This window comes from Bradyrhizobium sp. 141, assembly GCF_023074055.1.
Classification (GTDB): domain Bacteria; phylum Pseudomonadota; class Alphaproteobacteria; order Rhizobiales; family Xanthobacteraceae; genus Bradyrhizobium.
In genome coordinates, this window is the sequence record NZ_JADPKR010000039.1 from 1 (window position 1) to 13,068 (window position 13,068).

15 protein-coding genes are annotated in these 13,068 nt (G+C 64.1%); 8 read left to right on the top strand and 7 right to left on the bottom strand.

The window, feature by feature from the left end:
• Both IVA81_RS11455 and IVA81_RS11460 read right to left on the bottom strand, forming a co-directional pair.
• On the bottom strand, positions 1 to 162 hold a 162-nt coding region (locus IVA81_RS11455), incomplete at its 3' end, for an Hpt domain-containing protein (protein ID WP_155256717.1).
• 414 nt (positions 163 to 576) lie between these two features.
• Complete coding sequence (locus tag IVA81_RS11460; protein ID WP_247316452.1) at positions 577 to 1,005, bottom strand: response regulator; 429 nt, start codon at positions 1,003 to 1,005, stop codon at positions 577 to 579.
• An 827-nt stretch (positions 1,006 to 1,832) separates the two neighbouring features.
• On the opposite strand from IVA81_RS11460, the gene IVA81_RS11465 reads away from it, so the two are divergent.
• From IVA81_RS11465 to IVA81_RS11475, 3 genes are all read left to right on the top strand, one after another.
• Complete coding sequence (locus tag IVA81_RS11465; RefSeq protein WP_247316617.1) at positions 1,833 to 2,531, top strand: Crp/Fnr family transcriptional regulator; 699 nt, start codon at positions 1,833 to 1,835, stop codon at positions 2,529 to 2,531.
• A gap of 150 nt (positions 2,532 to 2,681) precedes the next feature.
• Positions 2,682 to 3,056: an Hpt domain-containing protein gene (locus tag IVA81_RS11470; RefSeq protein WP_247316454.1), complete on the top strand. Its 375-nt coding sequence runs from the start codon at positions 2,682 to 2,684 to the stop codon at positions 3,054 to 3,056.
• Between the two features lie 98 nt (positions 3,057 to 3,154).
• The gene (locus tag IVA81_RS11475) at positions 3,155 to 3,403 is read left to right on the top strand and encodes a hypothetical protein (protein ID WP_246928461.1); all 249 of its coding nucleotides are present in this window, start codon (positions 3,155 to 3,157) and stop codon (positions 3,401 to 3,403) included.
• A gap of 73 nt (positions 3,404 to 3,476) precedes the next feature.
• Here IVA81_RS11475 and IVA81_RS11480 read toward each other — a convergent pair whose 3' ends face one another.
• The gene (locus IVA81_RS11480) at positions 3,477 to 4,100 is read right to left on the bottom strand and encodes a helix-turn-helix transcriptional regulator (protein WP_247316456.1); all 624 of its coding nucleotides are present in this window, start codon (positions 4,098 to 4,100) and stop codon (positions 3,477 to 3,479) included.
• Between the two features lie 333 nt (positions 4,101 to 4,433).
• Between IVA81_RS11480 and IVA81_RS11485 the strand changes: the two genes are divergently transcribed.
• Positions 4,434 to 5,597: a hypothetical protein gene (locus tag IVA81_RS11485; RefSeq protein WP_247316459.1), complete on the top strand. Its 1,164-nt coding sequence runs from the start codon at positions 4,434 to 4,436 to the stop codon at positions 5,595 to 5,597.
• A 16-nt stretch (positions 5,598 to 5,613) separates the two neighbouring features.
• Here IVA81_RS11485 and IVA81_RS11490 read toward each other — a convergent pair whose 3' ends face one another.
• The gene (locus IVA81_RS11490; protein WP_247316461.1) at positions 5,614 to 5,901 is read right to left on the bottom strand and encodes a hypothetical protein; all 288 of its coding nucleotides are present in this window, start codon (positions 5,899 to 5,901) and stop codon (positions 5,614 to 5,616) included.
• A 323-nt stretch (positions 5,902 to 6,224) separates the two neighbouring features.
• Here IVA81_RS11490 and IVA81_RS11495 point away from each other — a divergent pair, with 323 nt between their 5' ends.
• Positions 6,225 to 7,439: an EAL domain-containing response regulator gene (locus IVA81_RS11495; RefSeq protein ID WP_247316464.1), complete on the top strand. Its 1,215-nt coding sequence runs from the start codon at positions 6,225 to 6,227 to the stop codon at positions 7,437 to 7,439.
• Positions 7,440 to 7,449: 10 nt separating this feature from the next.
• Here IVA81_RS11495 and IVA81_RS11500 read toward each other — a convergent pair whose 3' ends face one another.
• The 3 genes from IVA81_RS11500 to IVA81_RS11510 all read right to left on the bottom strand — a co-directional run bounded on the left by IVA81_RS11500 (position 7,450) and on the right by IVA81_RS11510 (position 10,292).
• Complete coding sequence (locus IVA81_RS11500; RefSeq protein ID WP_247316466.1) at positions 7,450 to 8,310, bottom strand: DMT family transporter; 861 nt, start codon at positions 8,308 to 8,310, stop codon at positions 7,450 to 7,452.
• 108 nt (positions 8,311 to 8,418) lie between these two features.
• Entirely contained in the window at positions 8,419 to 9,024 is a 606-nt protein-coding gene (locus tag IVA81_RS11505; protein ID WP_247316468.1) for a GDYXXLXY domain-containing protein, read from the bottom strand.
• Complete coding sequence (locus tag IVA81_RS11510) at positions 9,021 to 10,292, bottom strand: DUF2157 domain-containing protein (protein WP_247316470.1); 1,272 nt, start codon at positions 10,290 to 10,292, stop codon at positions 9,021 to 9,023. The genes IVA81_RS11505 and IVA81_RS11510 overlap by 4 nt, the downstream gene beginning before the upstream one ends.
• Positions 10,293 to 10,808: 516 nt before the next feature.
• Between IVA81_RS11510 and IVA81_RS11515 the strand changes: the two genes are divergently transcribed.
• The 3 genes from IVA81_RS11515 (at position 10,809) to IVA81_RS11525 (ending at position 12,985) form a co-directional block, all read left to right on the top strand.
• Entirely contained in the window at positions 10,809 to 11,702 is an 894-nt protein-coding gene (locus IVA81_RS11515) for a tripartite tricarboxylate transporter substrate binding protein (RefSeq protein ID WP_247316472.1), read from the top strand.
• 150 nt (positions 11,703 to 11,852) lie between these two features.
• Positions 11,853 to 12,278: an ATP-binding cassette domain-containing protein gene (locus IVA81_RS11520; protein ID WP_247316474.1), complete on the top strand. Its 426-nt coding sequence runs from the start codon at positions 11,853 to 11,855 to the stop codon at positions 12,276 to 12,278.
• Positions 12,279 to 12,325: 47 nt separating this feature from the next.
• Positions 12,326 to 12,985, top strand: coding sequence for a hypothetical protein (locus IVA81_RS11525; protein WP_247316476.1), 660 nt, complete (start codon positions 12,326 to 12,328; stop codon positions 12,983 to 12,985).
• The last annotated feature ends 83 nt before the right edge of the window (positions 12,986 to 13,068 follow it).

A 13,068-nucleotide genomic window follows, 5' to 3' on the forward strand; every position in this document is an offset into this window, starting at 1 on the left:
GCCGAGGAAGCCGCAGGTGCCCTTGATGGTGTGGACCAGGCGGAAGATGTTATCCAGGATCTTGGCGTTGTTCGGCTCCTGCTCGAACTTCACCAGCTGGTTGTCCACGGTGTCCAGGCTCTCGCTGGTCTCCGTCAAAAACTCCCGCAACAGATCATCCATGAAAACGCCTTACTGAGCTGGACTTCGACGCCTGGGCCGCGCTTGGAATCGACGGAAGCCCTCTTTCGATCGTTAGACATCCCCTTTCACGGTCCCGTTAATTTCATCCTCCGTGCTAATACGGATATTGAAGAGAAGTTTGCCGTTCGGCTGCACGCAAGGGCGCTTTTCGACAAAACCGTCATCGCGCCGCGGCGGCGAGAAGCGTGAGGTCAACGCGCCGAGACGGCGCGGCGGGACGCACGAGAAAGTCCTGCTCGTGAAGGACGATAGGCACGGCCTGCACAGGATTGAACGAAGCCGTCCGCAATCGAGGGCGCCCTCGCGGCCGTTGTTTCGCGCTTGCCGAGATCGGCAAAGTTCGCGCTTTCGGTAAACGAACCGTTACCCCTGACCGCTGCGGCGCGCGCGGCGCTAACCCAGTCGCGCGGCCGACGCAATGTCGCGGTGCTCCGCCAGGCAATCGTTGATGGCGGCGAGCAGCGCGTGCGGCGTGAACGGCTTGCGCAGGCAGCGTGCGGCCCCGAGCTCCAGCGCCATCCGGAGGAAATCGGGTGCAGGCGAATTCAGATTGGCGAAGGCGTAGCCCGACATCGCGATCAGCGGAATGACAGGCGCCCGCTCGTGGAAAATCCGGATCGATTCGAACCCGCGCATGTGTGGCATGAAGATGTCGACGATCATCAAATCGAACTGTTCGTGTTCGAGTGCCCGCAGTCCGGCTTCACCTCCCTCGGCGATCGTGACCCGAAAATTGTTGCGCTGGAGATAGATCTCGATGGCCATGCAGACCATCGGATCGTCGTCGACAACGAGAATATGGCGCAGGCCGTCTCGTCCCATTTGAGCGTCCCGTTTCGGCAATTCAATCATGGAGCCGTGGCGCACGCCTTTCTCCTCTGGTTTCGATCGAGAAATGGATGGTTGCTAATGTCGTTGGAGGCGCCGGGAAAACGAAGACGATGGACGCGAAATCTGCGACCGGGCGGCGCCATGATCGGGAGCAATGGCGGATGATTGTAAGCACTCGTCCGATGCAAGAGGATGCGCGTGTCGACCGGTGTCCGATTGCAGCACGGATGCAATGCTTCCGGCCCATGAAGGCCCCTTGCCGATTTTTCCCGCGCCCCTTGCAGGACAGGCGCGCAGGCTCCGCAGCGAATCAGCGCGTCACACTTATTTTCCGCCGCGAATGCCCCAGGCTGTCTGCCCTCTAAAGGGTATATGGACATCTCCACAACCATTACAATATGTTTTCCTGCCGCGCAACTGGATGACGAACAGGCGCGGCACCGATCGGAATATCGAACACGCCAGATTGACCTGCATGACCGCGAGCCGCCACCTGCCCAATCAGTTGCTGCAAATGCTCGATGCGGCAGAGTTCGATCTGCTGCGCCCTCATCTCGCAACAGTGGAAATGGTCAGGGAAACTGTCTTGGGCGAGGCGGGCACCGCGCTACCACATGCGACTGTGCGGGAACCTTGCGTTCGCGACTCCACGCGCCCCGACTGCACGCCAGTACGATCGTCCGATGTGCCACGGTCGGACATCTTGTCCCAATTGCCAATATATCCCGACGGGAAGATGATGGAACTTGCTCGCCCAGGGAGCGGTTTCACCTGCCGCGACCCGCTGTTGCAGGAGAGGGGAGGCAGCTTTGGAAACGATGGTGCGCCCATCCAACGGTTTCCTGTCCGCACTGCCGGCGGACGATTATGAACTGATCCGCCCGCACCTGCGAACAGTTGATCTGCCCCATGACGCGGTGCTGGTCGAGACCGGCGAGACGCTCAAGCGCGCTTATTTTCCTCACCGCGGTGTCATCTCGCTGGTGGTGAAACTCGCCAAGGGTGAGCATGTGCAGGTCGCCATGATCGGCCGCGACAGCCTGCTCGGGACGCTCTCGACCATGGGCGATGCGTGCGCGTTGAACACCGCCATCGTGCTGGTGCCGGGCCTTGCGTCGGTGATGGATCTCGACCGGCTGCGCATCGCCGCCGACCAGAGTAGCACCCTGCGCACGTTGCTGACGCGCCACGGGCTGGCGGTTTACGCCCAGGTCCAGCAGACCGCGGGCTGCAACGCCGCCCATCCGGTCGAGGCACGGCTGTCGCGCTGCCTGTTGCACACTCATGATCTGTCGGGCGACTACCGGCTGCTGCTGACCCAGGAGGCCATGGCACAGATGATCGGGGCGCGGCGCAACAGCGTGTCGCTGGTCGCCAATACATTGCAGCAGGCCAATTTCATCCATTACAGCCGCGGGCACATCCAGATCGTCAACCTCGACGGCCTGCGCCAGACGGCGTGCGAATGCTACGCCACCGTGAAGGCCCAGTACGACCGGCTGCTCGGCCCGCGCTGACCGCGGCTCGCATGGTAAACTGCCGGCTAATGCCGGCCCGCAAACACCTCATGTCCTGCTACCGGAACTGAAATTCGAATGCCGTAGACACTGGGGGTGCCCTCGCGCCGGGACGTGCCGCGCGACAATGACCATGATCAAGGCTAGGCCATGTTTGAAGTCACCGTCGCGCCCGCGCAGAAGGCGCTCGATGCCGAACCCGCGCGCGAGCCGCGCGCGTACGAAGCGCTGGTGCGCGAGATCGGCGAAGACGGTGCCTGTGAAGTGCGCGACGTGTTCTGGAGCGAGACCTGCGGGCGCCTGCAACTGTTCCGCACGCTCTCGCTCGCGCAGCACCACGCCAGGATCGCGCGCGAAGCGCATTCGCTGAAGAGCGCGGCCGGGACGTTCGGCTATGTCAGGCTCGCGACGCTGGCATTGACGCTGGAGAGGTCGGCCGAGAGGCTCGGCGATGTCGAATTCCGCGACCTCCTGGACCGGATGGATGCCGCCTATGCCGCCGCGCGCGCACAGGAGCCGCGCTAACCACGCGCGCGTGCATTCCGCCGTACTTCTACGGTTTGCGATTTTTAGAGATGGCTAATCATAGGTGGTGATAGTCGCGGGAAACCAGGAGGGTTTCCATGTTCACCTACGAGACCGCGGACCAGAAGGAGGTTCGCCGCTTCCGTATCGCACAGTTCAACGGCCGGATGGCGACGGTGAGGGCTGGCGAGTCGACGGTGACCGGCTTCGTGCGTTCGGTGCTGGAGCAGGAATCGAGCATGCCCCCCCGCTGGACCATCACCATCATCCCGAACGGACCGAAGGAAGAGATCAAGCCGCTGCGTCCCGCCTCGCGCGCGCGTCCCTTCGCCGAAGACTATTTCTGAGCGCGATCGGGTTCTCGAGAGATATCTTCCGGCCTTTGTCCGCACCGCCTGCCGGCGATGCAACACGCCAGCCTCAATCAATCGAATGCAGCAGCGCCGCACGGACGAGATCCGCGGTGTTGCGCGCACCGAGCTTGCGCATCGCCTCGGCACGATGGCTCTCGAAGGTGCGCGGACTGATCTGCATCCGAAGCGCGCCCTGCTTGTTCGAGTAACCCTCGCTGATCAGCCTCAGCACCTCGCGCTCGCGCTTGGTCAGCCGCTTCTGGCCCGACAGGCCGAGGAGTTCGGCGCTCGGCACGCGCTGGGCTTGCTGTGCGCGGACGGCCTTCGATTCTGCGTCCTCGACACTGGACGGGATCGACAAGCCACCCTTGTGAGGACCCGCAAGCTGCTTGACCAGGCCGCAAACCCGCTCGGTCTGGGCCAGCGCGTTTTCGACCACCCGCTGCAAATAGGCACGATCGCCGGTCACAGGCGCGAGCTGATCGCTGTGATGCTTGATCTCGCCCATGTAGAGCAGCAGCGCAGTCAGGGGGCCGTTGAGCTCGCGGGCGATGGCAGCGGCCATTTCGTCGGCCGCCTTGGCCCGGGCGGCGCTCAGGCGGACGAAATCGAGCTCTTCAGTTGGAGCAGCGCTGCTTTCGTACCATTCCGACGGCCGCGAATCGGTGGCCGTATCATTCTGTGACCCCATGTCACTCACTTAGCGGAACCGGGGGCGATCGGTGGTTAACTTTTTGCTCCGTAAGACTACGGTGATTTCGGCGGTTTTGCGCTAAAATGGCGGCGCCGGCACAATTTGTGCTTGCGTCGCGCGCCGTCCGATCCCGCAGGGGTTGAGTTTCCTGCGAGATCTTGGGCAAACGGGCCGAAAATTCCTTAACCGCCGCTTCCGCCCGAGGCCGCCCCCCGGCTTTTACGGAATAATTAACGGCGACTTGCTTCTCTTAGCAGGTTGAGAGCGCGCAAATGCCTCCACGCATTGGGCCCGCACGCCCGCGGGACACGCTGCGAAAGATTGCGTGCCATGGACGAGATCGATCGGCTGTCGGAATTCCTGCAGAGGCTGACGCCGCTGTCGCGCAGCTGTCTGCTCAGTGAGCTGGAGCGGCTCGATCTGTGCGGCATCGACATGCCGGGCTCGGCCGACGTCCAGTCCCGCTTGCGCGCCGAGTTTCGCAAGGACGGATCGACCCAGGCGCGTGCCACCAGCCCGTCGCGCTATTTCTTCGCGCCGCTCGAGCTGCTCCTGATCGACGGCGCGCCCGAGCACGCCAATATGGGGCGGATCTCGCGCAACACCCTCACCCCGATCTGGGAGTGGATCTGCCGCGACCTGCTGCCGACCATGGCACGCGACTACATCAAGGCGATCGGCGACCAGGTTGCCGCCAACAATCCGAAGGAAGTCCTGAAGATCGCATCGACCTTCCAGACCAAGGTCGTCAAGGTGCTCGAGAGCACCTTCGCTTCGGCGGAGAGCACCGAATTTGCGCGCGCCAAGCTCGCCCAGTACACGGCGTCACGCAGCGCCTTCGGCGACGTCAGGAAGATGCAGCATGTGCTGCGCGCCGGCGATGCGCTGCCGAAATTCAATGAAAAACTGCCTGCAAAAATTACGAGATTCGACGACGGCCAGGTTGCCCAGATCACCGCGCAGCTCGACGCCTTCAAGAAGGCTCATCCCGACGCACTGCCCTTCGCGCTGACGCTGGTGGCGAGGCGCCTTGCGACACCCTGGCAATTGGTGCGCCTCGCCACCAAGACCGCCGCGAGCAAGAGCCCCGCCGACGTCGCCGCAGCGCCCTATGCCTGCGTCGTTCCCATGGTGCTCGACCGGCTCGACGACAAGCGCCTCGCGCTTCGCATCGCGCTCCGGCACAACCGGGTGCTGGTCGCCCGCGACCTGCTCACCGAGATCTACGACACCGAATATGCCCTCAAGGTGCGCATCGACGGCATCGAAAACTGCGAATGGGGTATCCGGCTCCAGCAATTGATGGATGCGATCGCGGCGCTGGTGTCCGCCGAGGTGAGCCGCTTCCCTTCCAATGTCGGCCACATCCTCGGCTCTCGCCGGCTGCGCAGCCACGACACGCTCGGCGGCAAGCTGACTTACCTGGCCTGGAAGGGACGCGACGCGATGCAGGACGGCGCGGCGGCGTTTCGCAAATTGATCGGGCAGACCTGATATCGCGCGGCGCGCTTTAATGCGCGCGCGGCAGGTACAGGAACCGATCGAGAAATCGCCCTGACATCACGGTTCTGAACCACCAATACATCATTCGCCGCGTCGTCATTGTCGTAATCCTCGACAGCCCACCACCGGCTGCGCCGAGCAATAGCGCAAGTGCAGCAACCCGCGTGTGATGCGCTTCACATTTGCGGCCGCGGGCCTGGCCGCGTTGTCGCAGAACCGTCGCGAGCGAAAGCGGAACATGCGCGCATCGCGGGAAAGAAGCGACGCGGCCCTGTTCACCGTCGTCGAGCAACACTGGCCGCATCTCGAAAAAGCCACCGGCAATAATCCTCCGATCATCTGCCCTTGCTTCGAAAGGGCACACAATCGCATTGCCCGCCTCCGTCCATCGGCGAGCACGACGCTAATTACATCGCGCGAGAGAAAATTCGCGTGCGCTGGCAGTCGTTGCGCGTGCGGTGCTCGAGTATGCAAATTCTTTTCGAACAGACTGTCGAAAAATTAGCTCGAATTGCAGGGTTTAACGTTACTCAAATAATTCAAGAACGATGTGAAGCTCTCCTTATTTGAACCCACGCTCCGCGTTTAAGAAACCGTCACGGAACGGGAGTGGTGTTGATGAACGATGGGATGGTTGAGCTCGTCGGACGAAGGCCTGTGACCTTCGGACGACGAAAGGTAACGCCGCGCGCCTGCGTGGCCGATAGCAAGCGGCATCTGCGCGCCTTTCTCAGCGAGGTGCTGGAGGATCTCGGCTTCGTCACCAGCGAATGCGCCAGCGCGGACGAACTGCAGACCGTGCTCGCCACAGATCTGCCGGACCTGATCCTGCTCGGCGTCGCCACTGACGGCATCGAGCCGGGAAGATTCCTTGAAATATTGGTGCGGGAGGCTTTTGCCGGCAAGGTTCTGGCCGTCGGCGCCCGCGAGTCGATCATCGTCAGGGCCGTGCAGCAGGTCGGCGAGGAATATGGTCTTACCATGCTGCCGCCGCTCACGACGCCCTTTGCCGCGGAAACGCTGCGCGAGCGCGTCGCCATGCTGCTGCCGGAGGAGCCGGCGCCGAGCCCGGCGGTGCATGTCGGCGAGGCCCTGCATGCCGGCTGGCTCGAGCTCTGGTACCAGCCCAAGATCGACGCGCGCACGCTGGTCCGCAGCGGCGCCGAGGCGCTGGTGCGGATGCGGCATCCGACCTGGGGCGTGGTGCCGCCGGCCTATTTCATTCCGGAGCCGCACGATCCGCATTTACGCGACCTGTCGGAGTTCGTGATCGCGCGCGCCATGCAGGACTGGCACTATCTTCTGGAACAACAAAGCCCGGTCGATCTGTCGATCAATCTTCCGGCGTCCTATCTCAGGGAGCCGCAGGCGGTGCGCGATCTCTGCCGCAGCATGCCGACGCATCCGGCCTTCGGTGGGCTGACGGTCGAGATCGACAGCGAAGAGGCGATCGGCGACCTCGATCACCTCGCCGAGGTCGCGCGCGAGGTCGGCCTGCACAATATCGGCTTGTCGATCGACAATCTCGGCGCCAACTGGCCGGCGCTGATGGGCCTGGACAAGATTCCCTTCGTCAAGCTGAAGGCCGACCGGCAGTTCGTCACCGGCAGCGGCAACGATCGGCTCAAGCGCACGGTGTGCCGTCACATCGTCGAGCTCGCGCAGGGCTATGGCGCGCGCAGTGTGGCCCAGGGGGTCGAGAGCCGCTCCGACCTCGTTGCGGCCAACGAGCTCGGCTTCGACCTCGTGCAGGGCTTTCTGTTCGGCAAGCCGATGCCGCTGAAGAAATTTGCACGGAGCACGCTGACGCGAACGGTGATGGGGCAGGCGTGAGGCAGGAGCCTCACGCAAACCGGCGCGCGAAGAAGACGCAGGCAACCACGAGTGCAGTTGCGACGATCGTGCTCCAGGCGACGGGCTCGTGCAGCAACAGGCCCGCGAGCGCAAGTCCAAAGAACGGTTGGAGCTGTTGCAGCTGGCCAACGCGCGCGATGCCGCCGATCGCGAGGCCGCGGTACCAGAAGATGAAGCCGACGAACATGCTGAAGATCGAGACGTAAGCGAGCCCGATCCAGGCGGGCACGCCGACGCCGCTCCAGCTCGGCGGCCAGGTCCATAGCGCGACCGGCACCATCAGCGGCAGCGCAAGCAGCAGCGCCCAGGAGATCACCTGCCAGCCGCCGAGCCGGCGCGACAGCGCGGCGCCTTCGGCATAGCCGAGGCCGCACAGCACGATGGCGGCGACCATCAGGAGATCGCCGGTGAGCGAGGCCGATCCGTCGCCGGACAAGGCAAAGCCGGCCACCGTGGCACTGCCGAGGACCGCGAACACCCAGAACAGCGGCTGCGGCCGCTCGCCGCCGCGCAGCACGGCGAAGATCGCCGTCGACAATGGCAGCAAGCCGATGAAGACGATCGAATGTGCCGAGGTGATGTGCTGGAGCGCGAGCGCCGTCAACAGGGGGAAGCCGACCACGACGCCCACGGCGACGATGACGAGCGAGGCGAGATCCTTTCGCTGCGGCCGCACCTGACGGAGCAGGCCGAGTACGGCCAGACCAATCAGCGCGGCGATGACCGCGCGCGCCGACGTCAGGAACAGCGCCGAGAAGCCGCCGACCGCCACGCGCGTCGCCGGCAACGAGCCGCTGAAGATGATGACGCCGAGAAGCCCATTGCCCCAGCCGCTGCCCGCAGATTGCATGTCCGTCCCATTTTTTTGAGTCGCGACATTGGGGCTTCCGCGCGCGCGAGACCAGTCACAATTTCACAATCCGGCGAAACTGTACGGCGGCGCCGACATGATCGTCGGTTAATACAACGGCTCCTCGTACACCGGCTCGCCGTCGAGCAGCAGCCGCTTGATGGCGGCGCGGCCCGAGGGCAGCACGGCGGCAACGACCCGGACCTTCTGCTGGTTGCGGGCTTGCTCGAGCTTCTTGCCCTCGCCTTCGGGGACGAAGTAGCTTTCGAGACCGTATTTGATCAGCAGGTTGTCGCAGAAGGTGTGCCGGCCCGGGCCGCAGGACCCACCGTAATTGGCGACGCGGCCGCGGATCAGCACTTCGGGAGCCGAGACCGTTACAGGCTCGGCATGCACCGAGACGGCCGCGTAAAGGCCGCTGGCATTGGGCGCGAGCTTGACGAACACTTCCGGATGGCGCGCATCGGCCGGCTTGCCGGCAAGTAGGCCGGCCGGCACTTGCGAGATGTCGTAGCGCAGCACGACATAGTCGCCGCGCAGGAGATCGCGGGGATCAACCGGCTGGGTCTGCAAGGTCACCTCGGTCCCCTCGCGCAGGATCTGCATGCGGTCGACGACCATCAGCACCAGCAGCGCGCATTGCAGCAGCACCGCGACACCGAACAGCACGGCTTTCGGGATGCGCTGCCAGAGTTGTGTGATGGTTCCGATCATCGCTCAGCCCTCGGCAGCATGCGATTGAGCGCGGTTGCAAAGACGACGGCAATGATTCCGGCCCCTGCAAGGAACGCAGAGCGACGCAGCAGGGAGCCCTTCACCGCCCAGGTGATGCCGGCGATAACAGCGGCGATGCCGAGCCAGCCGGCGACGATCCGCGGACGCACCTCATCGAGCACACCGGAGACGACGAGGCACAGCATGGCGCAGAGCAGCGCGGCGTAAGCGAACCAGGGCTCGCCGGCCGTGGAGACCGGCCAGATCGGCGCTGCGACCAGCACGATTCCGATCGCGCAGGCCGCGAGAATTTCACCTGCGCGCTTCGTGAGCATGGCGGAGACGAGGGCGAGAATCACCCCCGCAACCCCGCACAGGATCGCCCAAATCGGCTGGGCGGATACCGTGCTGGTCCGGAAGCGAATGATGTCGTCGACCGTCGTCACCTCCAGGAACGCGACACCGGCCAGCGAGAACGCTCCGTAGATCGACAGGACGGTCCCAAGCTGGCGCGCCCTCGGCGAGGGCATAGCTGCGATCGCAAGCCCGGCGCCGAACAGCAAGGCGGCGCCGTTGGCGAGCACGAAGGACGGCTGGGCGCCCTCGAACTCGAAGCGAAGCGACGTCGCGATCCACCACGGCAGCACCGCGAGCGCGACGAGATGAGCGGCGACGCGGGAATTCCATGCGAAGGCGAGGCCTGCGGCGATCAGCCAGACCGCCACGAACGGAAGATGCAGGACGTCGGGCGCGTCGTGGATCCGCATGCAGGTCCAGATGCTGGCGGCGACGAGGCCGACTGCGAGCGCCCCGCGCGAGCCGGTCAGAAGCGCCGCGGCGAACGCGCCGATCGACCACAGCAGCATGCCGCCGGCAAAATCCTCGCCGAGATGATACATCTGGCCGACCAGCGCGATGCCCGCACCGAAGATGATCGCACCGATGCTCGCGCAGAGATCGGCGAGAACGTCGCGCCCCCTCGCAGCGAACCAGGCGCCGAGGCTGCCGGTGACGACCATGCCGGCGAGCAGGATCGCGAACCGCAACAGCCGCGCGATCTCGGTCCAGTGTGCCGCGATGAAGGCGAGGAACGCGGCCGCGATCAACAAGCCGCCGACGATGCCGACGACGACGGCGATGTTGATGCCCGCAGGCAGCGGCGGCAGCGCATTGCGGATCGAAGCGGCCGCCGCCGGCGCAATCACGCCATCGGCTTCCCATCGCGCAAGATCAGCATCGAGGCGGTCCCGGTAGGTCTTCTCGAACATCGTGGTGGATTACCTCGTTCCCGCCTGATGGCGGGGCATTGCTGGGTCGGCGCGGGCGGGGAGTTGGTTCAAGCGGGCGCCGCGGCGCAGGGGGTCTTATGCCGCCGGACAACATAAACGCGAAAACAACCCCATGCACAGTAGACGGGGGCTGAGAGATCAATGACTTACGGGAGCCGGAATTTGTCTGCCTCGTCGGGCAAATTCCAAGAGCGATGCGCGCGGCGTCATCGCCGAGCGCGGCAAGGCGATTCATCGATCTTTTCATATTCTGCAAAAGAGATGCTCAGATTGCGCGAATGGTTGGAGGGCCCTCAAAGCTGTAGCGTTCGCTCAACACGGCCATAAACGGCCACTTTGCAGCGAGGGGGACTGCAGCCATGGAATCGCTGGCGAAAACCAGTCGCCCCGGATCGACGGTGATGCGAGCGCTGCTGTGTCTCGTTGCCGCGACGTCGCTGGCGCTCCAGGCGGGTACCGCGAGGGCCCAGACGGCAGCGGAATCCTGGCCGAACCGTGCGATCACCTGGGGTGGTGCCGTTCGGGGCCGGCGGCGTCACCGACCTCGTCTCGCGCAAGATCGCGGAGCTGCTGCGGACGCGGCTTGGGCAGCCCGTGGTGGTGGAGAACCGACCCGGCGCCGGCGGGACCATCGGGACGGAGTTCGTGGCCCGGGCCCAGGGCGACGGCTACACCGTGCTCTACGCCTCCGGCGGGCCGATGACGATCCAGCCGAACCTGGGGATGACGAAGCTCAACTACGACCCGCTTAGGAGTTACGTCCACGTCCGCGGCGTGAGCTCGTCGAATCAGGTCCTCGTCGCGACCGCAGCAGCGCCCTACAGCACGCTGGCAGAGTTCGCCGCCTACGCGAAGGCCAACCCGGGCAAGGTCAATTTCGGCTCCCCCGGCCCCGGCACCGCCCAGCACCTCGCCGGCGAGATGTTCCAGGCGGCCGCGGGCATCAAGCTGACCCACGTGCCCTACAAGTCGGGCTCGAGCCAGATGACCGACATGATGTCGGGCATCCTGGACGTCTCCTTCGACTACCTCACGGTGCTGAGGCCGCTGATCGACACCGGCAAGGTCAAGGTGCTCGGCACCACCGGCGCGGCGCGGATGGCCGCGCTGCCCGATGCGCCGACGGTGCTCGAGGCCGGCTACCCCGACGCCGTCAATGCCGGCTCGACCTGGGTCTCGCTCCCGGCCGGGACCGATCCGAAAATCGTGGCCAAGCTCTCCGAGGCGCTGGCCGCCGTGCTCGCCGACCCCGGCATCGCCGCAGACCTCGCCGCCAACGGCCAGGTATCGATCGCCGACAAGGGGCCGGCCGAGCTGGTGCCGTTCATCGTCGATGAGACCGCACGCAACAAGCGGGTGATCGAGAGCGCGGGGATTGGGGTGCAGTAGTGGGGGACGGCCGTATACGTCGCGCACGCGACGAAGTGGCTGTCGGCGTGGCAACCCGATCGCGAAGTCGCGGAAGGGCCGACGTCGCGGTGGACGATGGTGGCCCTACCGCGGTCGACGCGTCGACGATGCCGCCCGCATGTCGGCTACATGCTGCCGAAGGATCTGCTGCTGCCGTGGCGCAACGTGCTCGACAACGCCATGCTCGGGCTGGAGATCCGCAAAACGCCGAAGCCCCGCGCATGCAAGATCGCATCGAGGCTGATCCGGACTGAAGGCCTCTCCGGCTTCGAGCACGCCAAGCCCGCGGCGCTCTCCGGCGACATGCGCCAGCGTGTCGCCATCATGCGCACGCTTGCCTTCGATCCCGAAGTGATCCTGCTCGACGATAGGCGGGGTTCCGGCCGGGCCTCTCTAAGGCGACCGAGTTGCGCGGTCGAGGCTGGTTGGGAATTTTGTCTACCTCGACGTTCGCCGCCGGACAGTGCCAGTTTAGTGCACTGTCGCCGTAACACGGGCGGTACGATCTTCTTGATAATAGCGGGAGAGAGAGGCCACCCAAAATTGATATCATAGAGCGCATTGCTATGGTCGATTGCTTCCCAAGTATTAGGAAAATGGAAATGCGAGAGGAAAAGTTTGGAATCATTGCTCTAATTGTGATCGGGGCATGGATATTCGTTGCACTTCCGTTCATCTACCTGCCAGATCACAGTGAGTTTTGGAAAGAGCCGCTTGGGATGAAGCCTGGAGAATGGCTCCTCTCCCTGGCCACGTTCGGCCTCTGGTACGCGACATGGAGGTTGGTAAAGGGCGCCGATCAAAATGCCGAACGACAGTTGCGAGCGTATGTCTCCTTGGTCGGCGGAGGGATGGTTCACGCGACCGTGGACAATCAGCCCGGATACCTTGTGCAAGTCGAATTAAAGAACGGAGGCACAACGCCGGGATATGAATTCACGACATGGATCATGCCGCCTCGGATACTTGGTGTCAGCGAGATCCCGTTCGGTCCGCCGCGCCCCGAGTCCGATCGCACCGGCAAGTCGATTATTGCGCCAAGCACAAGCGCTTGGATAAACCATTATGCTATTTGGAATCCGGGCGAACTAGAGGACGTTCGGGATCGGAAGAGAGCCATCTTTATTTGGGGTGGCGCAAACTACAAGGATGCCTTCGGCCGCTCTCGTAGATTCATACTTCGGCTAATGATCACGGGGCTTGAAGGAGCGCCGAACGGATGGGCGCTGGCACCTCATCCCCTGGGCTATGAGGCCGACTGAAGCGGGAAAGATAGACAGCTCTTGCGCACGCCGGCGGTCGCGCTTGGCGCAATGCCATAAGCAGCGGAGTCCCCCTTGAGCGC

What these genes read in the sequence shown, in the direction of transcription:
- IVA81_RS11460 (WP_247316452.1), bottom strand. Translation starts at nt 1,005, where the DNA reads ATGGGACGAGACGGCCTGCGCCATATTCTCGTTGTCGACGACGATCCG.
- IVA81_RS11465 (WP_247316617.1), top strand. Translation starts at nt 1,833, where the DNA reads ATGGTGCGCCCATCCAACGGTTTCCTGTCCGCACTGCCGGCGGACGAT.
- IVA81_RS11470 (WP_247316454.1), top strand. Translation starts at nt 2,682, where the DNA reads ATGTTTGAAGTCACCGTCGCGCCCGCGCAGAAGGCGCTCGATGCCGAA.
- IVA81_RS11475 (WP_246928461.1), top strand. Translation starts at nt 3,155, where the DNA reads ATGTTCACCTACGAGACCGCGGACCAGAAGGAGGTTCGCCGCTTCCGT.
- IVA81_RS11480 (WP_247316456.1), bottom strand. Translation starts at nt 4,100, where the DNA reads ATGGGGTCACAGAATGATACGGCCACCGATTCGCGGCCGTCGGAATGG.
- IVA81_RS11485 (WP_247316459.1), top strand. Translation starts at nt 4,434, where the DNA reads ATGGACGAGATCGATCGGCTGTCGGAATTCCTGCAGAGGCTGACGCCG.
- IVA81_RS11495 (WP_247316464.1), top strand. Translation starts at nt 6,225, where the DNA reads ATGAACGATGGGATGGTTGAGCTCGTCGGACGAAGGCCTGTGACCTTC.
- IVA81_RS11500 (WP_247316466.1), bottom strand. Translation starts at nt 8,310, where the DNA reads ATGCAATCTGCGGGCAGCGGCTGGGGCAATGGGCTTCTCGGCGTCATC.
- IVA81_RS11505 (WP_247316468.1), bottom strand. Translation starts at nt 9,024, where the DNA reads ATGATCGGAACCATCACACAACTCTGGCAGCGCATCCCGAAAGCCGTG.
- IVA81_RS11510 (WP_247316470.1), bottom strand. Translation starts at nt 10,292, where the DNA reads ATGTTCGAGAAGACCTACCGGGACCGCCTCGATGCTGATCTTGCGCGA.
- IVA81_RS11520 (WP_247316474.1), top strand. Translation starts at nt 11,853, where the DNA reads ATGCTGCCGAAGGATCTGCTGCTGCCGTGGCGCAACGTGCTCGACAAC.
- IVA81_RS11525 (WP_247316476.1), top strand. Translation starts at nt 12,326, where the DNA reads ATGCGAGAGGAAAAGTTTGGAATCATTGCTCTAATTGTGATCGGGGCA.